The 22857-nt window shown below is 35.2% G+C and carries 14 protein-coding genes and 4 pseudogenes; 5 read left to right on the forward strand and 13 right to left on the reverse strand.

Annotated elements, in window-relative coordinates; genetic code table 11:
• Positions 1-22 precede the first annotated feature (22 nt).
• A pseudogene (locus tag OOL03_RS07170) lies at positions 23-1003 on the reverse strand (IS3 family transposase).
• Positions 1004-1108: 105 nt separating this feature from the next.
• A pseudogene (locus tag OOL03_RS03620) lies at positions 1109-1818 on the reverse strand (class II aldolase/adducin family protein).
• A gap of 280 nt (positions 1819-2098) precedes the next feature.
• Between OOL03_RS03620 and OOL03_RS03625 the strand changes: the two are divergent.
• Positions 2099-2722 carry an AAA family ATPase gene (locus OOL03_RS03625; RefSeq protein WP_264707028.1) on the forward strand — a complete coding sequence of 208 codons (624 nt, stop codon included), beginning with the start codon at positions 2099-2101 and terminating at the stop codon, positions 2720-2722.
• Here the strand turns inward: OOL03_RS03625 and tsaB are convergent.
• The 3 genes from tsaB to OOL03_RS03640 form a co-directional block, all read right to left on the reverse strand.
• Positions 2717-3301, reverse strand: coding sequence for a tRNA (adenosine(37)-N6)-threonylcarbamoyltransferase complex dimerization subunit type 1 TsaB (tsaB, locus tag OOL03_RS03630; protein WP_264705582.1), 585 nt, complete (start codon positions 3299-3301; stop codon positions 2717-2719). The genes OOL03_RS03625 and tsaB overlap by 6 nt on opposite strands.
• Complete coding sequence (locus tag OOL03_RS03635) at positions 3301-4431, reverse strand: dicarboxylate/amino acid:cation symporter (protein ID WP_264705583.1); 1131 nt, start codon at positions 4429-4431, stop codon at positions 3301-3303. The genes tsaB and OOL03_RS03635 overlap by 1 nt, the downstream gene beginning before the upstream one ends.
• A 138-nt stretch (positions 4432-4569) precedes the next feature.
• Positions 4570-5559: a ribonucleotide-diphosphate reductase subunit beta gene (locus OOL03_RS03640; RefSeq protein ID WP_264707029.1), complete on the reverse strand. Its 990-nt coding sequence runs from the start codon at positions 5557-5559 to the stop codon at positions 4570-4572.
• Positions 5560-5690: 131 nt separating this feature from the next.
• Here OOL03_RS03640 and OOL03_RS03645 point away from each other — a divergent pair, with 131 nt between their 5' ends.
• Positions 5691-6029: an outer membrane protein assembly factor BamE gene (locus OOL03_RS03645; protein WP_006279908.1), complete on the forward strand. Its 339-nt coding sequence runs from the start codon at positions 5691-5693 to the stop codon at positions 6027-6029.
• A 184-nt stretch (positions 6030-6213) separates the two neighbouring features.
• Here the strand turns inward: OOL03_RS03645 and OOL03_RS03650 are convergent, their stop codons facing one another.
• A complete protein-coding gene (locus OOL03_RS03650) occupies positions 6214-6834 on the reverse strand; it encodes a hypothetical protein (protein WP_264707030.1) in 621 nt (206 codons plus the stop codon).
• Between the two features lie 171 nt (positions 6835-7005).
• Between OOL03_RS03650 and OOL03_RS07005 the strand changes: the two are divergent.
• Both OOL03_RS07005 and recO read left to right on the forward strand, forming a co-directional pair.
• Positions 7006-8036 (forward strand): annotated as a pseudogene (locus OOL03_RS07005) (PDDEXK nuclease domain-containing protein).
• A 195-nt stretch (positions 8037-8231) separates the two neighbouring features.
• Positions 8232-8954 carry a DNA repair protein RecO gene (gene recO, locus OOL03_RS03665; RefSeq protein ID WP_264707033.1) on the forward strand — a complete coding sequence of 241 codons (723 nt, stop codon included), beginning with the start codon at positions 8232-8234 and terminating at the stop codon, positions 8952-8954.
• Between the two features lie 144 nt (positions 8955-9098).
• Here recO and OOL03_RS03670 read toward each other — a convergent pair whose 3' ends face one another.
• The 4 genes from OOL03_RS03670 to clpB are packed head-to-tail and all read right to left on the reverse strand — an operon-like array spanning position 9099 to position 18094.
• Positions 9099-10481, reverse strand: a complete 1383-nt coding sequence (locus OOL03_RS03670; RefSeq protein WP_077188565.1) for a PleD family two-component system response regulator — start codon at positions 10479-10481, stop codon at positions 9099-9101.
• The gene (tatB, locus tag OOL03_RS03675) at positions 10453-10749 is read right to left on the reverse strand and encodes a Sec-independent protein translocase subunit TatB (RefSeq protein WP_038250226.1); all 297 of its coding nucleotides are present in this window, start codon (positions 10747-10749) and stop codon (positions 10453-10455) included. Before tatB ends, OOL03_RS03670 begins: the two co-directional genes overlap by 29 nt.
• A 4-nt stretch (positions 10750-10753) precedes the next feature.
• Positions 10754-15505 carry an NAD-glutamate dehydrogenase gene (locus tag OOL03_RS03680; RefSeq protein WP_264707672.1) on the reverse strand — a complete coding sequence of 1584 codons (4752 nt, stop codon included), beginning with the start codon at positions 15503-15505 and terminating at the stop codon, positions 10754-10756.
• A gap of 27 nt (positions 15506-15532) precedes the next feature.
• Positions 15533-18094 carry an ATP-dependent chaperone ClpB gene (clpB, locus tag OOL03_RS03685; protein WP_264707673.1) on the reverse strand — a complete coding sequence of 854 codons (2562 nt, stop codon included), beginning with the start codon at positions 18092-18094 and terminating at the stop codon, positions 15533-15535.
• A 176-nt stretch (positions 18095-18270) separates the two neighbouring features.
• Here clpB and OOL03_RS03690 point away from each other — a divergent pair.
• A protein-coding gene (locus OOL03_RS03690) for an IS630 family transposase (protein WP_264707034.1) occupies positions 18271-19130 on the forward strand; the annotation gives its coding sequence in 2 pieces (ribosomal slippage) (positions 18271-18595 and positions 18595-19130; 861 coding nt in all).
• A gap of 885 nt (positions 19131-20015) precedes the next feature.
• Here the strand turns inward: OOL03_RS03690 and OOL03_RS06830 are convergent.
• From OOL03_RS06830 to pyrE, 3 genes and pseudogenes are all read right to left on the reverse strand, one after another.
• Positions 20016-20261: pseudogene (locus OOL03_RS06830) on the reverse strand (PD-(D/E)XK nuclease family transposase); the annotation flags it as partial.
• A 62-nt stretch (positions 20262-20323) separates the two neighbouring features.
• Positions 20324-22153, reverse strand: coding sequence for a translational GTPase TypA (gene typA / locus OOL03_RS03700; RefSeq protein WP_264707035.1), 1830 nt, complete (start codon positions 22151-22153; stop codon positions 20324-20326).
• A gap of 105 nt (positions 22154-22258) precedes the next feature.
• Positions 22259-22855, reverse strand: a complete 597-nt coding sequence (gene pyrE, locus OOL03_RS03705) for an orotate phosphoribosyltransferase (protein ID WP_006279657.1) — start codon at positions 22853-22855, stop codon at positions 22259-22261.
• Positions 22856-22857 lie beyond the last annotated feature (2 nt).

Consider the following 22857-nt stretch of genomic DNA (forward strand, 5'->3'; position numbering starts at 1 on the left):
CTATAATAGTAGAATGTCTACGTTATTTGTTATAAAAGATTTCTATGTATTCAAATATGGCAGTTCTGGTTTGTTGAGCGAGAAGTATCAATAAGCAGCTCCCTTTTAAGTGAACTTTTCTGCAACAGAGTTATCGTAACAACAGCCCTTATGGCTCATGCTGGAAATGATGTTTTTTGTATTCAATAGAAATTGGTAATTTTGAGAGGTATACTGTGACCCTTGATCGCTATGTAACAGCAGATTTTTATCGGGTTTGCGTTTATCAACGGCCATCAATAAAGAATCTATAACTAATTATCATGTTACTCATTAACCACCATGCGTGAATATAGGTCAATTATTGCCGCCAACAACCTTCTTTAGTTTTTATGTAGGTAATCCCAAACTTTATTTGGCTGATCAGTAGTAAAATTTTGATCCAATGTGTTCGGAGCCACAACTCGGTTGCTTATTTGCTGTTTTTTATTTTTGAACCTTCGTCTAAGCTTGGTTTTAATGCCATTTTCTTGCATAACACTTTGTACTGTTTTAATTTTTGCCTAAAGCTTTTAATTCAGCGTGAATTTTAGGAGCTCCATATCTGCATTTAGAAGCTTGATGTATTTTTTGAATATCTGCTAGAAGCCCTTCTTTTGCTAATTCTTTACTGCTTTTTTCCTTAGCAACCAATACCACCAGTACAAAACCCTACATAGTTCCTGTGTTTTATAGCAATTTCTATATAAAAGAATACTTTACTCTTTTTCTTTGCCCAGGGCTTTTTTTAAAATGTCTCTTTCTCTTGTTAGTTCTTTTTTTAGATCAAATCTTTCTTTGTCATAAGGAGCCTTTGCCTGGAAATGCGTATGCTCCAGACATTTTTCCATCATATTTTCTTACTTAACATACTGCCATCTATACCTAGATCTTTTGCTATTTTTGTACTTGCTTGACCTGTTTCTTTAACCAGCTTAACAGCTTCTAATTTGAATTCTGCTGTATATTCTCTTCTATTTGTCATATTTTGAAAAAACGTTTTATTTTACTCCAAAAACGTCTTAACTTTCTCTCTACTTTTTCTGGGTAAGGTCACTACTTGGATGACAGATAGTAGTGCGAAAGTCTCTTACAACTTACTTTTAATTAGTCTAACCCATGCGTGCCAATCCCTCTCACCAAGATTGCTTTCAAAAGATAGGAGATCCTTTACAGCTTTTGAGCAAATTTCTTCACTTGGAATTGATAACTCCTTATTCATTGCTAACGTTAAACATTGAGTTTTGCACGCTTGTTCTAAATGATACGTGTAAAACATTGCTTCTTGTATAGTCCGACCACACGTTATAGATCCATGATTACGCATTAACATGACAAAATTTTCTTTCAGATCAGCTATTAACCTCTTTCCTTCTGTATCGCTAAGTGCTAGGGAATTATAATTATGGTAAGAGATTTTATTGTAAAAGTGCAGTGCCCATTGACTTATAGGAAGCAGCCCATCTTTGAGAGAAGAAACCGCTACAATAGAAGGTGTATGCAAGTGAAAAATTGCTTAATATCTTTCCTTGCTTGATAAACAAAACCATGAATTATATAGCCAGTTCTATTATATTGATATTCTTTGCCTTCAATTACATCTCCATCAAATGATACTTTCATTAACGAACGTTCATCTACTTCATCAAAACGCATACCAAACGGATAAATATAAAACGACTTTTGATCTTCAGAACGCACTGAAAGGTGAGTATATGTATGATCATCGAACTTAAGGTAGGACAAAATCTGATAGGCATAGACTAGATCCCTTTTTACTCTGCTCTTTGTTAACAACACAATCCTCTGTTAGAATCTTCTGAAGGTTTATACGCGAAAAGAGACTTGTAGTAAACTAATAAGTCTATGCCACTCTGTCTTGCTTTCTGAATACCAAACACTTTTGTGTTGTAGCTTGCTTAAAAATAGTTATCGTTATTATAGAGTTTATATACAGAATTTATGTTTTTAAATTACATAATATCTTAACTACAAAAATAATTTTCTATATAATATTTCATATGTTTTAAAGCTTCATTTTTATGTTATTATAAATGTAAGTTTCAAGATTGAAAATAATATGGTAAATATTAACACAAAAAAACAGCCAGCAGGATTTTTCATATATCTCTCTGGTCTTTCGGGAAGTGGTAAACTTTCCACAGCAATAGAATTATCTAATATGATAAACGCATTAATTGTAAATAGTAAGTTCTATAACAATGTTCAAGCTTGCTCTATATACGATGGTGTCTTTGAACGTGATCAAATACCTAAAGAAGTTCAAGATAGAATATATGGCATTATGCAAATTATGCTTCAGGTAATAGAAAATTATCCGATTCACTCAAAAAATTACATATTTATTGATGAGTTGATGGAAAATAATGACCAGAACATGAGGATGTATGATTCAATAGTAAGGCTTAGTAAAAAAATGAACACAGAAATCCTTCCTGTGGTACTTAGGTGTGATCTACCGACATTACAAAAGCGTATTGCATTAAAAAGGCAAAGAAAAAATAGGAAGGTGATTAATCTAAATAGCATGATAGAGCAATGTAGGATTAACAATTTATTTACACCACTGAGTGCTATAGAGATAGAAAATTCAAATATGAGTATAAAAGAAGTAGCTCAAGAGATAGTAAACCAGATGCACAAGCTTAGCCAAATTGCGTGTATGCAAAAAAATAGTCTATAGCAATTTCATATACTGAGGCTCATTTAAATATAGAGCTTCAACTTCATTTAATTTTTGCTTGTTCTTTAGTCTATAATGAACTAATAGCCCTGCATGGCTAGCATTTAAATTGCAATCCATATGTGTACTGCTTGTAGCGTGACCAGGGTCACATGCTGCAGTTGGACCAGACAGCGGCAATAAATTGAAATCAAATAACTGTGTATAAAACCCTTGAGCATTTTTGATTATAGCTCTGATATTTTTTTTGCTATTTGCACAAAGCAAAGATATTGCGTAGGCTTGAACTTCCAGCGCACTAACCCCGTATAACGGCTTATTTGTAGCAAGATTTATACCTTGTGCAGCTGATATACCAACTCTAATTCCAGTGAAACTTCCTGGTCCAACTACTACCGCCAAATGATCTATTTTATCGTAGTTATAATTGTGCTTATTAAATAAAGTATTTAAAGTTTTAAAAAATGATTCTGCATGACTATTGCTGGCGGAATTGCGCTCTACAAAACAATTACCATCATAATCAACTATTGCTATTGAACTACCAATACCTACAGTATCAATCGCTAAAATAGACATTACTTAAGCTTATCATAGAGTTTTGCAAACATCATAGTAAAGGCACCATTACCCATAACATTTGCTGAAGTGATTATTGGATCAAACACTATATACAATGCTGTAATTAACGAAAGCATTTCTGGAGAGAATTTGAGATGTTTCTCAAGAATAGGTAGCATTACCATAATTCCTCCTGCCGGCACTGCCACGATAGCAAACTTAAATAACAAAAAATAGAGAAGAAAAGTTACATAATCTATTGTGAATAATGAATAACCGGAGGCAATTATCATTGATAATATTATAATAAAAAAGCAATCACCTACTAAATGAAAGCTAGCAGTTATTGGTACAACAGACGATGCTATGTCAGGTTGCTTTACATTTTTTTTGCTTCCTTCAAGAGTAAGTGGCATAGTTGCATTACTAGACATTGTGCTCATTGCAGTAATAAATGCCGGTATCATATTGCCTATACTAGCTATCCAGCTTGTGATCTTGAATGAATTTGCTGCTCCATATAAGAGGAAAACATAAAGGTAGGTTGCAGATGCTATAATAATGAAAATTATTGAGTAATCCTTAAATATTATAGATAAAACTTGATCATGCTGCATTTTTAAAGCAAGCCCAAGTACAAATATTGGAATAATCGGCGTCAAAAACGTCTTCAAAATAAAGAGAGTTAAATCTAACATTTTGTTCGAAAGCTCTTTGCTTTTCTTGGGTAGCAGTGTGGACACTACTATGCTGGACACAAATCCACAGGCAAGGGCATAAAAATTAGAAAGCAATGCAGGCAGCCTAAACGACCATAAGGGAACAATTGTTTCTTCATACGTTATATCTTGTATTGAATGAGTGTTTTGTATGATAAAATGCCCAACAGAATAAGCTATTAAACTTGAAGCCAGATTTGACAAGAAGATCATTATAATAAGTAACAATATGAACTTTATAGCTGACTGCTTAAGATTGTTAACACTGCTAAAGATTAACGCAAAAATAATAAAAGGCATTATAAATAGCAAAACCTCTTTTATACTCAGGCTCGTTGAGTACAAGAAGGTTTTTGCTTCCATTGGAACTAAATGACCAAAGAATGCAACTGAAGTGATGACCGTGAGTAAGATTAATAGTTGTAGCACGTTCTTATATACCAATGTCCTATGGACATATATATGGTAAGTTAGTTGTTAAGTAAAGCAAAACTGTCTAAACTGCACAGCAAATGGTGTAATGAAAGTAGCTGACACTGGAATGACAAAGAAGAGTGAAATTAGCACTCACTTATTATTCGTGTCGTTTTCAGTAAAAGCCTCCTCCCATGTGCCTTGAGTTGCTGCACGGCTATACTCTGTTACTCTATTTTCAAAGAAATTCGTATGTTCCACGCCATTTAGTATTTCATCAAGCCACGGAATAGGATTATCATTAACATCATATATGGACTCAAGACCTAATTGCATTAACCGTCTGTTTGCTACGTAGCGTATGTAATCGCGCACTTCTTCTGCAGATAGTCCTTCAACGTCTCCGAAATTAAAAGCAAGCTTTATAAACTCATCCTCAAGCTCAACAATAGTGCGGCATGCAGAATATAATTCCTCTTTAAACTCATCGTTCCAAATTTCATTATTCTCTTTAATAAATGTATTAAATAACATAATAATTGAATTGGTGTGCAAAGTTTCATCACGGGCTGACCAGGCAATTATTTGTCCCATGCCTTTCATTTTTCCAAAGCGTTGAAAGTTGAGCAAAATTGCAAATGATGCGAATAACTGCAACCCCTCGGTAAATGCACCAAACACCGCTAGAGTTTTAGCTACATGTTTTTTATCGTGTTTTTTGCTTTCCTCGAATTCTAACATGTATTCATACTTCTTTCTCATAGCATCATACTTTAAGAATGCTTGATACTCGCTTTCTGGCATGCCAATTGTGTCTAAAAGATAAGAATAAGCTGCAATGTGTATAGTTTCCATATTGGAAAAGCTTGCAAGCATCATGCATATTTCTGTTGGCTTAAATATATTTGAATAATGCCTCATGTAGCAGTTATTTACTTCAATGTCTGCCTGAGTAAAGAATCTAAAAATCTGAGTTAGTAGATTTTTCTCTACGTTTGAAAGTTTAGTTTTCCAATCCTTTACGTCATCAGCAAGCGGAACTTCCTCAGGTATCCAATGGATTCTTTGTTGCTGCAGCCACGCATCATACGCCCAAGGGTAATTAAAAGGTTTGTATATTGGATCTGCTTTTAACAATGACATAAGACACCTATTATTTTCTAAAGTAAATATTATATTAAGTGATATTGAGAATCAGTCAATTTAACTTTTTTGAAATTTGACGGCAGATAATTTATTAGTGTATTATAGCTTCAAGTAATTTATCAACAGAAATGCGAGTATTAATATCTTTTATTTTATTATTTACAGTGAGCTGCACTCACACTATTCACAATCACGGAGCTCCTGGCATTAGTGTTGAATTGTGGAGCAAGATAAAAGTAGGTGACGATAAAGAAAAAGTGGTTCACACTTTAGGATCACCAACATTAGTATCAAAGTTCGATGACAATGTTTGGTACTATGTCTCATATAAAATTAAACAAGCCAATTTTTTAGGAAAAAGGAAGTATAGTAGTAAGTCTCTGCAAATTTCATTCGACCAGGACGGTAAAGTTGAAGATACAAAAGAAACTGACATCTTAGAGAGATCTTTGGCTGTTTCTGATTGAAAGTTTGCTAACTATAGAGTTTTTCTCACTCTTCTTTGCATCCAAGAACGGTATAACGTCATCCCAGTGTCAAGCACTGGGATGACACCATTTGTTGTAAACTCACTTTTACTCTATGGTTATACTACCTTGCTGCTATCCTGAACGGATACAGTGGGCTTATTAAATTATAGAATTACTTTAGCTATAGAATAAAGTCTAGTGTTACTTCACGCCAAATGTGGTGGTGCTGAGTAGGCAAGCCGGTTAATGGGCTACATTTATATACTGCACGCATTGCGTTATCTGCTATCGACCTGAAAAGTGGATTATTTCGATAGGAATCACTGTCTGCTACATCCGCCATAATTATCTCGCCTTGACTGGATAACAATAAGTTAATTTTTATATTAAAATTTTCTTTGTAAGCTATGCTTTCAGGAATGCTCCAGCATTTTGTGAGCTTGTCTCTTATAGAGTTAATAATTTCTGTTACAACTAATTCATCCTTTTTGCTCTCAACGCTTTTTTCGTTTCCTATTTCATTTTTTGCCCCTCTAACACCCCTTCTTAGTTTTTTCTCTACACTTTTTTTTCTTTTTGGAATTGGAATGAATTCTTTACCCTCGTTAATAATGACTTCTTCTTGCATTTCGATAATTTGCCTCGGTTGTGCTACAACAGTGTGCTCAACCAATTCTTTTTTCCTTTGTGGTATAGGAACAACTGACGTATCATTCGTTTGGGCTTTTGTTGAAGGTAACGAAAAAAGCAGAAAACAACATAAAGACAAAAAAAGAATATAATTAGAATAGAAAAAACGCATATGTTAAGCAGCTTGTTTTACTGGTTTAAAGCTAATATTGCACATAAAGTCAATATATTTTAGTTGATGGACAACTTTGAAGTCAATAAGGAATCCCTTCAAAGTTGCAGGCAAGCGAAAGATTGTCTTCTCGACAGACAAAGAATTGTATAATGGATTAAAAGGGACCGTATGACAAAAATTATAGGAAAAGAATATACAGAACTTTTAGAGCAGTTGAAAGATCGTATTGCAACAAACCGTTATAAGGCAGCACTTGCAGTAAATAGTAAGCTTATTTTGCTTTACCACCATATTGGTACAGAGATCCTAAAACGCCAAAAAGAACATACCTGGGGAGCTAAGGTAATTGATCAATTAAGTAAGGATTTGAGAAGTACATTTCCAGAAATGAAAGGCTTTAGCACGAGAAATCTGAAGTATATGCGTAAGTTTGCCGAAGAATATCATGATGTTGAATTTGTGCAGGAGCCTCTTGCACAATTAACTTGGTATCACAATATCACTCTTTTGGAAAAAATAGAAAGTCATGAAATAAGATTATTTTATGTAAAAAAAGCTATTGAACATGGCTGGTCACGTAACATTATGGTGATGCAGATAGAACTTGGACTACATAAACGTCAAGGAAAAGCAATCACTAATTTTAAAGAAAAATTACCATCTCCACAATCCGATCTAGCACATTACACATTAAAAGATCCGTATATTTTTGATTTTTTAAGTATAGTAAGGATGCTCATGAAAGAGAAGTAGAAAAAGGACTCGTAGGGCATATGGAAAAATTTCTGTTAGAACTCGGTGAAGGATTTGCATTTGTTGGTAGACAATTTCATTTAGATGTTGGTAATAAAGACTTTTATATTGATTTATTATTCTATCATTTAAAGTTACGTTGCTTCGTAGTGATTGAACTAAAAGATAAGGATTTTAAGCCGGAATATGCTGGTAAAATGAATTTTTATCTTTCTGCAGTTGATGATTTACTGAAGCACTCGACAGATCAACCTTCTATAGGGTTAATCTTATGTAAATCTAAAGACGATGTACTTGCTAAATATACACTCAAAGACATAAATAAACCAATAGGATTAGCGGAATATCGAATAACTGAAAATCTACCAGAGAACATAAAAACAGCTTTACCGACGATAGAAGAATTAGAAGCTGAATTATCCAAAATTTCAGATAAGGAAAAGTAATGGTTACTAAAATCATTCAAACAATTATTTAGCAAACCAAAAGCTCAGCATGGAGGCTCAGGAAGAAGAGTGGCAGCCAATAACTTACTCTCTCATAGCCTTGAAACTTTGGAATAGTAACGGAGTAAGTGATTTTTATGGATTACAAGCTCTAGGTGTACTATCCTATAATATCATACGGTCAATACACTCTAAATGAGATGGAAAGATGAAGGCATCATTATAGCTGCTAAAAAATACGGCGATAAAAACTTAATTCTTTCTCTGTTTACAAAAAGTCATGGAAAGCGCAGGGGATTAACTAAGCTAACAAACAATAGCAATTATAAGTTTCAGATAAGTAATCTATTACATGCAGAATGGAGTGCTAAGTTACCTGAAAATCTAGGTTTTTTTAAGTGCGAATTAATCGAATCTCCATTCCATCATTTCTTTCAAGATAGGTTAAAAAGCATTACTATTGTTTCTTTCTCCTCTATTTTAGAAAAAGTGCTTCCAGAAAGTGAACCCTGTGCCATACTGTATGACAATTTTCGATATTTCATCGATGTAATTAAACACAACAATCAGTCTTGGCAAAGCCATTATCTTAACTTAGAGCTTCTGCTTCTTACGCAATTGGGATTCAAGTTAGACTTATCCAAATGCGCTGTAACAGGTGTTAAGGAAAATCTGCAATTTATTTCTCCAAAAACTGGTAGAGCAGTGTCAAAAAAAGTAGGAGATTATTATGCAGATAAACTCCTACCTTTTCCACAAATGTTGCATGATGTATACAATAATACCCTACAAAACAGCTACTCATTCCAAGAATTTCAGTTAGGACTGAAAGTCACAGGATATTTTTTAAATAAGTATCTATTTTTGCAGTTAAACGTGAAATTTCCAGAGCTGAGAAACCTCATGTTGTCGCTTTAATCTTAGTTATCATTTTTTTGAAATCATTTCAGAAATCTATAGCTAACCCAAGCAACACGTCATACCGCGATTCATTCGCGGTATCTCAGCATAGATTCCGCTCACGAGTAGTGGAATGACGGTTGTCGGTAAACTTAAGCCACTTTAGCTATAGCCAGTAACCACTCTATTTCTACCACTGTTTTTTGCTTTATATAAATATCTGTCAGCACGTACTATAAATTTTTTAATATCATCAAAGTCAGATCCTTGCATTTCTGCAATTCCAATGCTCACAGTTACATTATGGGTTGTATTTTTATCCGCAAGTACAAAAGGCTCTTTAGCAATAATTTTTCGTATTCTCTCCGCAATAGTATACGCATCTGATACATTGGTATCTGGCATTACAACAACAAACTCCTCACCACCAAACCTAGCTAGTAAATCTGTCACTCTGATATTTTCAGAAATTCTTTTCTGTATTTGCTTTAAAAGTTCATCTCCAGCACTATGCCCAAAACTGTCATTCACTATCTTAAAATAGTCTATATCAAGTATCATAAGAGACAACCTTCTATCCTTTTCCACAGAGTCCTTAACAATGTTTCTTAAGTGTGCATCAAAATATCTTCTATTATAACAGTTAGTTAATGGGTCCTTTATAGACATTTCCGCATTATTAAATAAATTCATTCTCAAGGCATCTTGATATCTTTTGCGTTTTACTTGCGAATTAACCCTTGCTATTAGCTCACCCTCATCCAAAGGTACTGTTAAATAATCATTAGCACCTACATCAAGTGCTTTTACTAAATTGTTTTTATCATAATCCTCAGAAAGAATCAGAATTGGTGTATAACGTGTTTCCACCTTACTACGAAACTCAGAACACAAACGCAAGCCGTCAGTTTTTGAAAATTGCATATCAGAAATGATCAGGTCGTAACCATTCTCAATACCAACCTTCAATGCTTCCATTGGATCACTCAGTATTTTAATTGACCTAAAGCGTTGCTTTAATATATTATATATCTGCTCTGCTTGATGAACATCCTCATCTATAACAAGTATGTTAGCATCAAAAATCTGATTGGAATAATCCATAATACTGTTTCCTGCGACTCCACCAATCTCAGCGTTAGTTTCTCCTCTCAAACGCAATTCATCAATAATCATCTTTAAGCGTGTGAGAGACTTAATTCGTGCAGATAAAGCAGTTTCGTTTATTGGTTTAGTCAGAAAATCATCCGCGCCAGCATTAATACCTTGCACTCTATCATGAGTATCATGCAGCGCAGTTACCATAATTATTGGAATATGGGTTGTCAAGGGATCACTCTTTAGCTCCTTACAAACTTGAAAGCCATTCATCTTTGGCATCATGATATCAAGTAATATAATATCGGGCTGCTGCTTTGCTACTAAATCTATAGCTTCTTCACCATCATGAGCTACGATAACCGTATAGTACTCTGCTTTTAGTCGAGCTTCTAAAAGCTTGACATTAGATAGTACATCATCTACTACCAGAATCTTTGCTGTCATTATCTTTAGATGTATTATCTATATCATAAGTAGGATAAAGCTTACCATTTTTACCAATTATGTAATTTACTTTCTCAGCATTACATTCTTTATATAAGTCTTCAACTCCTGCGTCTTTCAATAACCTCCTAGCTTTTGATTTTATAATCATAAGATACTTATACACATTCCTAATAAGATCAATAAATACAGGCACCTTATTTTTATCAAGAACAATTATGCTCACTAAAGCTACAACTAAAATTTCTGAAAGACCTATATTGAACATTTTCCTATGAAGCAAGTACTTTAATCCTTCTGATTATAAATATTAATTTGCTTAAATCAAGTTTAGAAGCAACCATCTCATCTAAAAAACTATTATAACGTTCTATGTAGTCCTTATCATTACAAGCCCAGGTTTGAACCTTATCTTCAGGGTTATCAGTAGCTTTTATGACTTTAACAGCTAGCTTGTGATGGTAATTGCTTAAATCGTCCAATAAATCATTAACTAAGCTGCGATCCCAATAAGAAGAGCGGCTTTTCATCTTGATGGCAATTGTTCTAATCAGATCGAATCTTAACAGCGACTTTAACTCAAAGTATATTTTACCAGCATCAAGAATGGACAAAGATGTCTGTTCAGCAACAGATATAATGTCCAGTGCATAAGCAAGAACGCATAGATCAGCAACTTTTTTTGCTAGATCTTTATTTATATTAAGTTCTACTAAAGAAGTTGATCCATGGCTATAGATCTTTAATAGGTGTTCATCTAAAACATCAGTTAAGTTCTGGCCTAAAGTTTCAATTGCATCTTTAAATTTTGTAACATCATCCAATTCTACAAAGCTAAGCTTGCCAAGATTTTTCACTAGCCAAAATGATACTCTGCCAATAAATTTCTGCACGTTCCTCACTATTTGTAAGTATGAGTTAACATCAATTTTTCCATCCAATTCATCAATTTTCTGCCACAGGCTGTTTAAATCATACAGGTGGTTAACAACAATATATATGTTAACCGCTTCTTGTATCTTAATTCCAGTGTTCTCAGCCAAATTATTGATGAATATACAGCCCATTCTATTCACTACATCATTTGCAATGCAAGTAGAGATAATTTCTCTACGAAGTTGGTGTTTTAATATGAAATCCTTAAACTTTGTTACCATCTTTTTAGGAAAATAACCTAGCAAGTAGTCATGAGATATAAGATCTTTTTCAGACAGATCGGAATGTATAATTTCATTTTTTATTGCTGTTCTAGCATAAGACATTAGAACAGAGAGCTGAGGAGAACTGAAACCTTCTGCACCAGTTAACATCCTTGCTATCTCTTCTTCAGTTGGAAGAAATTCTACGCTTCGGTTTAACAGCCCAGATTTTTCTAAACTGAGCAGTAACCTGTGGTGCTGCTCCAATCTCTCTTTAGCTTGCAAACACTCAAGAAGTAATGCTTTTGTTTCAATTTTGTTGTGGTTCTCAAGCACTTTGGATGCAACTTCATCCACCATACTTGCCAGTATTTCATTCCTTTTTTCTAAAGAAATACCCCCTGCTTTCATAGCTGAAACAAATGCAATCTTAATGTTAACTTCAAGGTCCGAACATATCACTCCGGCTGAATTATCAACAAAGTCTGCATTGATATATCCACCTTTTTCAGCATATTCTATTCTTCCAAACTGTGTACAACCAAGATTTCCACCCTCTATAAACATAGAAGCTCTAATATCTTTACCATTCACTCTTAACTCATCGTTTGCTTTGTCACCGACCATGCTATGATTTTCACTCTTTGCCTTAACAAACGTGCCAATTCCTCCATTCCATATGAAGTCCACTTTTGCTTTCAATAGATATCTAATCAAATCACTTGGAGGTAGCATATCTTCTGTTATATCAAAGCACTTTTTTATTTCTTGAGAAATGTTTACTTGTTTACTGCTACGCTCAAATACTCCTCCACCCTTAGAAATCAAATCTTTATTATAATCCATCCAAGTTGAAAATGGTAACTCAAAGAGACGTTTACGCTCTGTGAAACTCTTTTCTGCATCAGGGTTTGGGTCAACAAAAATATGCATATGGTTAAATGCGCCGATTAAATGTATATTTTTTGAAAGCAGCATACCGTTTCCAAATAGATCGCCAGCCATATCTCCAATTCCAATAACAGTTGTATCCTGGTAAATATCCTTATTCATTTTCCAAAAATGCCTCTGTGCTGCAATCCATGCACCTCTGGCTGTAATACCCATTTTTTTGTGATCATAACCTGCTGATCCACCAGATGCAAATGCATCGCCAAGCCAAAAATTGTATTCAGAGGCTATCTGGTTGGCATAATCAGAAAATGAAGCAGTGCCTTTATCTGCTGCAACTACCAAGTATGGATCGTCTTCATCATACCTAATCACATTCTCTGGTGGAATTATTTCACCATCAACCACGTTATCAGTAATATCAAGCATTCCTCTAATAAAACTCTTATAGCACTCAACACTTTTCTCTCTTAAAATATTCTTATCTTTATAAGCTTGCTTTATTACAAATCCACCCTTTGCACCAACAGGGACAATAACCGCATTTTTTGTCATCTGAGCTTTCATGAGCCCCAAAACTTCAGTGCGAAAATCTTCCGTCCTATCCGACCACCTTAAGCCACCACGGGCTAATTTCCCTCCTCTTAGATGTATTCCCTCAAAAAGGTTTGAATAAATATACAATTCGCGATACGGACGAGGATCAGGCAAACCATTTATTTTACTTGAGTCAAATTTTGTAGATAAATATGGTTTATCGTCTTGATAATAACTGGTCCTTAAAATAGCCATTATCAAGTTAAATATCGAGCGCAAAACGTAATCATGTGAAACATTGCTGATCTCTTTTAGAAGTTCCTCAATTTTTTCTCTGACAATGTCCGTAGTTTCTGCTCTATCAATGTCTATGTTAGGATCAAATCTTGCATGAAATAGTTGTATCAAATACTTTACTACTTTTGGATACTCTGAGACTACCTTTTGGATATATTCTGGGTTGTAGTTAAATGACGTCTGCTTTAGATAGGCACTTAGCGCTCTAATCAGAAGCACTTCCTTCCACTTGAGCCCAGCAATAATGATCAAACTATTAAAATAGTCATTTTTAATTTCCTTGCTAAACACTTTCGCAAGTGTTATTTCAAATTGCTCTTTTAGAGTAATGTTGTCTATTAATTCATCGACTCTTGACAACACAAAATGGTGTATCCATATTCCACCGTTAATTTCTATGTAATAGCCATTATGAGATAGAATTTTAGCTCCCAAATTCTTAGTGATCCTTAATATCTTCGATAATTCAAGGCCTCCATTGTTTGGAGTATAAACCTTTAATTGATAATTAAGATTATCACGAGTAAGTCTTAAATCGACCTCGCTAACTCCTTTCTTCCTCACTATCTCCAATTTTTTCATATCGTAATATGCGTCATGAGGTTCGAAACTCTCTTGATAGCTTATTGGAAATGCCTTGCAATAACGGATGAATATATCCTCAACAGTGCTAAAAGTATTGTATAAATTGTCTATAAAACGATCTTCCCACTTTTCTGTAATGTTTCTTAATTTGTTTTCGATACGCAAAACTTCATCATCAAGAACGCTAGCATTTTTGGTCTTTAGCACTACATGCAATTTCATCAAATCATATTCATTGATAATGTGATTGTTATAAATATCTGAACTTCCTGCACTTGTCTCATCCTTCAATATGTTACGTATCTTGAACATTAGCCTAGCGCTAGCATAACGCATCGGTATCAGCACTATGCAACTAATAAAATCCCCGACTCTTCTTAAAAATAATCTGACCCTTGGCCTAATCGCAAGAGACATGATCGAAATGCAAATTTTAAATAATTCGTCTTCATTTGATTGGAATAATTCATCACAAGAGAACACTTGCAAAATAGAAATCAAAGCTTTATTGTTGTGGCCCCCGGTTACAAATCCTGCATTTTTTTCTATAACTTTAACTTTATCTTTTATTATTGGAATAGTTCGAATATCTTGGACCTCCGCTACAGAAGTAAATAGCCCGAAAAAACGCCGTTCCTTTACTACATTACCCTGGTCATCAAATTCTTTTACTCCTATACAATTCATGTATGTACGCCGATGGACTATTGAGATTAGATCTGATCTCAATATGTATAGGGAATCAAGGTTTGCAGAAGGAATCAACGTACTTTGACCTACTCTCATCAGGCCAAGGTCCTTTTTGCCATCACAGACGAGTTTTTCATCTTTACCAGCAATATATTCTTGATAACCTAGAAATACAAAATTATTATTCTTTAACCAAACTAGAAAATCTTTTTGCTCTTGATTTCGGTCTGGTGTCATTCCAGTGCGTGACACTGGAATCCACGTGTCCTTTTCCTGGATCTCAGTATCAAGTACTGGGATGACAGAAAGACTTGCCTCATCAAGTTTCTTAAGCATTAAGTGCCAATCTTTCACAACACAATTAACTGCTTTCAGCGTTTTTTGTAGAGATTCTTTTAATGTATCAACAAAACTGTCACTTATACCTTTGATAATTACATATATAACTGACTCTTTTATTCCATTACTTTCTTCCAAAGGGTAAATCTCATCTATTAGGCCATCTTTTCTTTTAATGTTAATTATGCTGTTGCTGTAATAGCATATGGTTAAATCGTGCGACTTAATAGTTGTAATAACGGAGTCAACCAAAAATGGCATATCATCGTTTGTTATCTTAATCGTGGTAAAATCGCCTTCTATTCCTGGTATATCATCTATATTACTTACTACTAACTTACTTTCATCTTTCTCTTTTTGAGAAACAAAATTGTAAGCATCGTTTACAATATATAGCAAAAACTTATCATTGGCTTTTAGGTCGCTTTTATAAACAAAACTATAAAAATACTTAATAAATTTTTTAATTTTTTCTTTATCTTGCTGATTTTCTTGATCAGCTAACTTAAATAAAGACTCAGTGTCAACATTATGATCTATACACATTTTTTTTAACAAAAATACACAGTGAACTTAAACCTTTTTAACTAAGATTTCATTATCAAGAGCGTACACTATTAGTTCATCATTTTCTACTACTTCCCCCGATAAAACTAATTTAGCTAAATTATTTTGAATACACTCTTGTATCACCCTTTTTAGGGGCCTTGCTCCATATTCAGGGTCATAGCCAGTTTGTGCTATTAGTTCTTTAGCTTCCTGCGACAAACTTATACTCAGTTTACGCTTAGCAAGTGTTTTTTGTAAATAAGAAAATTGAACATCTATAATTTTATAGATGTCATTTCTGGTTAAACTGTGAAATATAATAATTTCATCCAGTCTGTTTAAAAATTCTGGACGAAATGTTGATTTAATTATCTGCATTACCTCATCTTTTACAGACTCAGCAATCCCCTTTAGCATTATCTCAGCACCAAGATTAGAAGTTAAAATCAGTATGGTATTGCGAAAATCAATCAATTTGCCATGACTATCAGTGAGTCTCCCCTCATCCAAGATTTGCAGCAATAGATTAAATATATCTGGATTTGCCTTTTCTATCTCATCAAATAAGATTACCTGATATGGTCTTCTCCTCACTGCTTCAGTTAATCTGCCACCTTGTTCATAGCCAACATACCCTGGAGGCGCGCCAATTAACTTTGAAACAGAATGTTTTTCCATATATTCTGACATATCAAAACGCAAAAGCGCTGATTGATCGTCAAACAGAAATTCAGCAAGGGCTTTTGCCAATTCTGTTTTTCCAACTCCGGTTGGACCCAAGAATAAGAATGAACCAAAAGGTCGATTAGTATCTTGCACACCAGAGCGAGAGCGCCTAACTGCATTACTTATCGCTTCTATTGCATCTTTCTGCCCTATTACTCTTCTTCCTATTTCATTCTCCATGTTGAGAAGTTTTTCCTTTTCGCTGTGCATCATGTTATCAACTGGAATTCCTGTCCACTTTGAAACAATGTTTGCAATATCATCTCCAGTCACTTCTTTCTTTAAGAAACTATCAGTAACCTTTTCCTGATTTTTTAATTCATTCTCAAGCTGAGGAATCACACCATACATCAGCTCTCCTGCTCTTCCCAAATTCCCACTACGCTGAACTAATTCCAACTCTTTTCTAGCGTTATCTAATTTTTCGGCTGTTTCTTGTATTCTAGCTATTTTATTCTTTTCCATCTGCCATTTGCTGTTCAAGTTAGCAAATTTACTGTTTAGATTTTCGATCTCTTCATTTATCTTTTTTAAACGCTGTTTAGAATTTTCATCACTTTCTTTTTTTAAAGCCTCTGCTTCAATCTTTAGCTGTATAACCTTTCTCTCAAGTTCATCAATAACTTCAGGCTTGCTATCCATTTCAATTCTCACCCTGCTTGCTGCTTCATCAATCAAATCAATTGCTTTATCAGGTAAAAACCTATCTGTTATATATCTATTGGACAACGTTGCAGCAGCAATTATTGCACCATCTGTAATTCTTATACCATGATGCACCTCATATCTTTCCTTCAAACCCCTGAGTATTGAAATGGTATCAGTTTCAGTTGGTTGAGAGATAAACACAGGCTGAAAACGCCTTGCAAGTGCAGGATCTTTTTCTATATGCTGACGATATTCATCTAAAGTTGTGGCTCCTATACAGCGAATTTCTCCACGCGCAAGAGCAGGCTTCAGCAGATTCGAGGCATCCATTGCACCACTTGTTGCTCCTGCTCCAACTAAAGTGTGCAATTCATCGATGAATAATATAATTTTTCCCTCCGCTCTCGAAATCTCATTAATCACTGCTTTTAACCTTTCCTCAAACTCTCCTCTAAACTTAGTGCCAGCAATTAGTGCTCCAAGATCCAAAGCTAAGACCTTTGCATCATGCAAACCAAGTGGCACATCGTTTGCAACAATTCTATTTGCAAGCCCCTCAACTATTGCAGTTTTTCCAACACCAGGTTCACCGATCAGCACTGGATTATTTTTTGTCCGCCTCAGTGATACCTGCATAGTTCTTCTGATCTCTTCATCACGACCAATTACAGGATCAAGCTTTCCTTGCATAGCAAGCTCTGTAACATCTTTTGTATATTTCTTTGCCGCGTTTAATTTTTCCTCACTGTTTGGCGAGTCCGCACTGCTGCCCTTTCTCATTTCTGCAATAACTGAGTTCAGTTTTTGTAGAGTCACACCATTCTCTGCCAGAATTTTGCCTACAGTATCATCTTTTTGTGCAGTGAGGCCCTGTAGTAAACGCTCAACAGCAACAAATGAATCTTTATTTCTTCTTGCAATACCAATTGAATCTTCAAAAACTTTTGCTATTTCTCTTGAAAGTTGAAGGCCACCACTTCCTGGACCTTCAATTACTGGCAACTTTTTTATTGCGCTATCCACAGCATCAGAAATACTTTGCACACTTCCACCACAAGCGTTTATCAAATCCTGAACTAAACCTGATTCATCTTCAAGCATCACTTTTAGTAAATGCTCAGGCATAAAAATCTGATGCCCAGCTCCCAACGCTTTCATTTGAGCACTTTGAATTAGACTTTTTGCTTTTTCGGTAAATTTATTTAAGTCCATAACACCAGTTAAATTCGTATTTGCTGATGTATATAACAACTGATTTCATAAATTTAAACCTAAAGTTGTTTATTGTTAGGTATGAAATTTAAAACTTTCTTAAAAAAGGAACTATAGCTCTTTCGATAAAAGTCCGGATGTGATAGGATAAGGATAGATGATGATAAGGAGGTTGAATGCCAGCAGCATATAGTTATGATTTAAGAAAAAAAGCAATGGAAGCGCTAGACGAAGGAGAAAGCAGAGAAACAGTGGCAGCAAGATTTAAGATTGGACGAACTACTTTATGGGAGTGGCAGCAAAGAAGAAAAGAAACAGGAGACTTTCAATCAAAAAAACTTGGAAATGGGGGTTACAATCACAAAATTACCGACTGGGATACCTTTGCCAAATTTGCCAGAGAACACGGAGGAAAGACTCTATCGGAAATGGCTAAACTTTGGAACAACGTTAGTATCCAAACGATCTATCGAGCCCTTAAAAAAATTGGATTTACGCGCAAAAAAAGACATATGGATACAAGGAAAGAAACGAAGAAAAACGTGCTGAATTTTTGAAAATTATAGCGACAAAAGAACCTAAAAACTTAGTGTATATAGATGAGTCTGGCATTGATAACACCGAAGACTACCCCTACGGATATTGCCAGAAAGGACAGCGGTTTTATGCCTTAAAATCTGGAAAGAAAACTCAACGAATCAGTATGGTTGCAGCCTTAAGTGGAAGAAAGATAGTTGTTCCGTTAACCTTTGAAGGCCACTGTAATATGGATGTTTTTAATGGATGGTTTGAGCAATTTTTGACACCGATCTTGGAACCTGGACAGACTGTCATTCTTGACAATGCTACTTTTCATAAGTCTGATAAGATTATCGAGCTTGCTAAAGGGGTTGGTGCAGAAATTTTGTATCTGCCGCCTTATTCTCCAGATTTCAACAAAATTGAGCATCATTGGTTTGCTATAAAAAACAGAGCCAGGAAAAACATTCCTCTATTCGAATCCTTTCTTCGTGCTGTTGATTCTGCCTTCCTATGACCTGTTTGGACTATTATGAGAAATGCTATATCATAGTAACCATACAAATATCTTGTATCTCAAGACCTTTGGTTTTTGTTGCTGAAAATGGTTGTATTATTTAAGTTATTAACAATATACAATACTAAGTTAATGTAATTTATTTGGAGATGACAGGAAAATTTATTGTAACTTTATATTCTAAATAGAATAAAGTTCTTTTGTTAGTATTGTCCTTTTTGTAAAAAATATTCCTAATTTCTTCATCATTTCTGTGGGTAAGGTCATCTGCTTCTCTACCTCAAGTGGTTAACAAAGTTTCTTGTCACGAGGGACCAAATGGAAATCTGCTCGTTTTCACGCGAATTAATGTTACAAATTCTATACATTTCGTTACAAAATGGCATTCGCTTTCTCCATTATCCTTTACCTGCATTTTCATCAGCGTTCCTTGCGGTTTGCTTGCCATATAGGCGGAAATACAGGCTTACCCTGTTCCTTCTGTCATACAACAGTGGGTTAGGTGACTTCTCTATACCGGTGATTTGCGTACATCCAGAAATGAAAAATGTCACATTACCTTTTGGTCGGAGCTTATCAGCATCTTTAGCTCTTTAATCGTTACGATACTTATGAAGCTTCACTTACGTTCACCATACCACTAAGCCTAGCTCTCCAACCACATGATGCTTGTAGTTTATGCTCCTTTCACGATTGAGCATCTTCTTTTTCAAGAGGAGGTTCATTGTCCGCATCGCTTGGCACCAACCGGTTACCCGATTCGCACTGATGCGTAGACTCAGATGGCAAAACATCTGGTTTAATAAGTTTTAGAACTCTTTTAGTTTCTTTCTGAAGGAATTCCTCTCCTTTTAAACAATATGACCGAAGACTTTCAGGTCGCACCATTTCAATAATTAGCTGGGTTCCAGCAGAATCAGTACAGAAAACATCAACAATACTTTGTTTTTTAGAGGCAATCTCAGCATCCATGATAGTGCTGAGAAATTCTATTTCTTCTATTTCATCTTTGCCAGCGAAGCCCAATATATCATTGAGAAAGTGAATGAGAATATCTTTATTTTTCTCAGTGCCAAATATTCTCTTGAACGCGAAATTGTTTTTTGGATCGAGAAATTTCGAAAAGGCCATAATTAAATACAATTAGGAGACGAATAATTATACACTATTTTTCGCAAATGTTCAACCTCTGATTACTCCTTATTCTTTGCCCTTCCTGCACGCTTACGTTCATTTGGATCAAGGAATTTCTTGCGTAAACGTATAGATTTTGGAGTTACTTCCACCAATTCATCATCATCTATATACGCTATCATATCCTCCAGTGTCATTATCTTTGGTGGAGTGAGCTTTATAGCTTCATCACTACCTGAAGCTCTTACGTTTGTTAATTGCTTACCCTTTAACACATTTATCTCCAAATCATTGTCACGGCTATGCTGGCCGACAACCATGCCACAATATACCTTATCCTGTGGCTTAATAAACATAATTCCCCTGTCTTGCAAATTGAAAATTGCATATGCCACAGCCTCACCCTTATCTGTAGAAATTAAAACTCCATTGCGCCTTCCAGAAATTGGACCTCTATGTGGAGCATAACTGTGAAATAAACGGTTAATTATGCCTGTGCCACGAGAATCAGTTAAAAACTCTCCTTGATAACCGATTAATCCTCTTGATGGCACTAAAAACGTTAATCTTGTCCTGCCATTACCAGAAGGTCTCATGTCAGTTACTTCACCTTTACGGAAGCTGAGTTTTTCCATGATGATTCCACTATATTCATCATCTACATCAATTACTACTTCCTCTATAGGTTCAAGTTTTTTGCCATCTTCTTCCTTAAATAGCACTCGAGGGCGTGATACCGAAAGCTCAAAACCTTCTCTCCTCATATTTTCAATTAACACCCCAAGCTGTAGCTCACCACGTCCACCTACTTCAAACGCTTCACTGCTTGGTGCTAAAGTCACAGTAATTGCAACATTTGTTTCTGCCTCCGCGTATAAGCGATCCTTTATAGCAGTTGAGGTAAGCTTTGTACCTTCTTGCCCAGCAAAAGGTGAATCATTAACACTCAGAGTAATCGCCATTGTCGGCGGATCAACTGGAGTTGAGCTTACTGCAGTTGTAACCTCTGGTGCTGCTATAGTGTCTGAAACTGAAGCTTCCTCAAGCCCTGCAATTGCAATTATGTCTCCTGCCACAGCTTGTTCTACTGGAATGCGTTTCAAGCCAGAAAATGAGAGCAACTTAGTTAATCTTCCTCGTTCAATTACTTTGCCATCGAGGTCAAGCACCTTAAGATCTGAATTGACTTTTGCAATGCCCTGATAAACCTTCCCTGTCAATATTCTGCCAAGAAACTTATCAGACTCAAGTAGAGTGACCAACATAGCAAAAGGTGCATTTTGATTATAAACAGAAGGTTTTATATAATCTATAACCGTTGAAAATAATGGGCTTAAATCTTTTCTTTCATCAGAAAGCTCCTTAGCACACCAGCCATTTCTACCTGAAGCATACAACACTGGAAAATCTAGCTGCTCGTTGGTTGCATCAAGGTTAAAAAATAACTCATATATTTCATTTAATACTTCATCAATTCTGCTGTCTGGTCGATCGACCTTATTGATTATCACAATTGGCTTCAAATTTGCTTTTAGTGCTTTTGAGAGCACAAATTTTGTTTGTGGCATGGGACCTTCTGCAGCATCAACCAGCAGCAACACGCCTTCTGCCATGCACAATACCCTTTCTACTTCTCCACCAAAGTCTGCGTGCCCTGGCGTATCAATAATATTGATTTTTTCATCACCCCACATTATTGATGTGCATTTTGCAAGTATTGTAATCCCGCGCTCACGTTCTTGGTCGCCACTATCCATCACTCGTTCTTGAACTTCTTGATTCTCGCGGAATGTGCCACTTTGTTTTAACATGTTATCAAGTAAAGTAGTTTTACCGTGGTCAACGTGTGCGATTATTGCTATATTTCGGATCGATTTAAATTTGTTCATTTTCTATCATTTCAAAATTAATTTAGTAATAAGTATACATAAAATACACTTGGAGTAAATAACTAAAGCTGTGTATAAATGCTGTGTTTCCAAGATATTATAGGATTACTTTGTTAAATATTCCCTACTCCCAGGTTTTGTTATGGGTAGTTGTTTTAATTCACTTGGAAGTTCTTCCTCGCTGTAGTTTTTGATGTTCAGTTCAATCAAAGATATGACAGGAAAAGGCAGTTTCGTTTCACTATTTCTCTTTATCAAAGAAGCTTCAGCAACAACTTTACCTCCTTCCCCTTCTGCACATTCCACTGCTTCAAGTGAAGATTTACCTGTGGTTATTACATCTTCAATGAGCAATATTTTCTCACCCTTTTTGATCTTAAATCCACGGCGTAATTCAAACTTACCATTAACGCGCTCGCAAAACATTGTCTTTATTCCAAGCTGCCTGCCAATCTCATAACCCACAATTATTCCACCAATTGCAGGAGATAATATTAAATCTATGGAGCTATTTAATTCTTTTTTTATTTTATCTGCTAATAATGCGCAAACTTTCATGGCTCTGCTTGGATTTTCAAAAATCTTCGCACACTGTATGTATGTGTCACTATGCAGCCCGGATGATAAAACAAAATGCCCATGCAAAATTGCTTCTGCTTCTTTAAATTCTTTTATTATTAGGTTATTTTCGTCTAATATCATTT

This window comes from Wolbachia endosymbiont (group A) of Acrocera orbiculus (genome assembly GCF_947250015.1).
GTDB lineage: Bacteria > Pseudomonadota > Alphaproteobacteria > Rickettsiales > Anaplasmataceae > Wolbachia > Wolbachia pipientis.

What these genes read in the sequence shown, in the direction of transcription:
- OOL03_RS03625 (WP_264707028.1), top strand. Translation starts at nt 2,099, where the DNA reads ATGGTAAATATTAACACAAAAAAACAGCCAGCAGGATTTTTCATATAT.
- tsaB (WP_264705582.1), bottom strand. Translation starts at nt 3,301, where the DNA reads ATGTCTATTTTAGCGATTGATACTGTAGGTATTGGTAGTTCAATAGCA.
- OOL03_RS03640 (WP_264707029.1), bottom strand. Translation starts at nt 5,559, where the DNA reads ATGTCATTGTTAAAAGCAGATCCAATATACAAACCTTTTAATTACCCT.
- OOL03_RS03645 (WP_006279908.1), top strand. Translation starts at nt 5,691, where the DNA reads ATGCGAGTATTAATATCTTTTATTTTATTATTTACAGTGAGCTGCACT.
- OOL03_RS03650 (WP_264707030.1), bottom strand. Translation starts at nt 6,834, where the DNA reads ATGCGTTTTTTCTATTCTAATTATATTCTTTTTTTGTCTTTATGTTGT.
- recO (WP_264707033.1), top strand. Translation starts at nt 8,232, where the DNA reads ATGAGATGGAAAGATGAAGGCATCATTATAGCTGCTAAAAAATACGGC.
- OOL03_RS03670 (WP_077188565.1), bottom strand. Translation starts at nt 10,481, where the DNA reads ATGACAGCAAAGATTCTGGTAGTAGATGATGTACTATCTAATGTCAAG.
- tatB (WP_038250226.1), bottom strand. Translation starts at nt 10,749, where the DNA reads ATGTTCAATATAGGTCTTTCAGAAATTTTAGTTGTAGCTTTAGTGAGC.
- OOL03_RS03680 (WP_264707672.1), bottom strand. Translation starts at nt 15,505, where the DNA reads ATGTGTATAGATCATAATGTTGACACTGAGTCTTTATTTAAGTTAGCT.
- clpB (WP_264707673.1), bottom strand. Translation starts at nt 18,094, where the DNA reads ATGGACTTAAATAAATTTACCGAAAAAGCAAAAAGTCTAATTCAAAGT.
- typA (WP_264707035.1), bottom strand. Translation starts at nt 22,153, where the DNA reads ATGAACAAATTTAAATCGATCCGAAATATAGCAATAATCGCACACGTT.
- pyrE (WP_006279657.1), bottom strand. Translation starts at nt 22,855, where the DNA reads ATGATATTAGACGAAAATAACCTAATAATAAAAGAATTTAAAGAAGCA.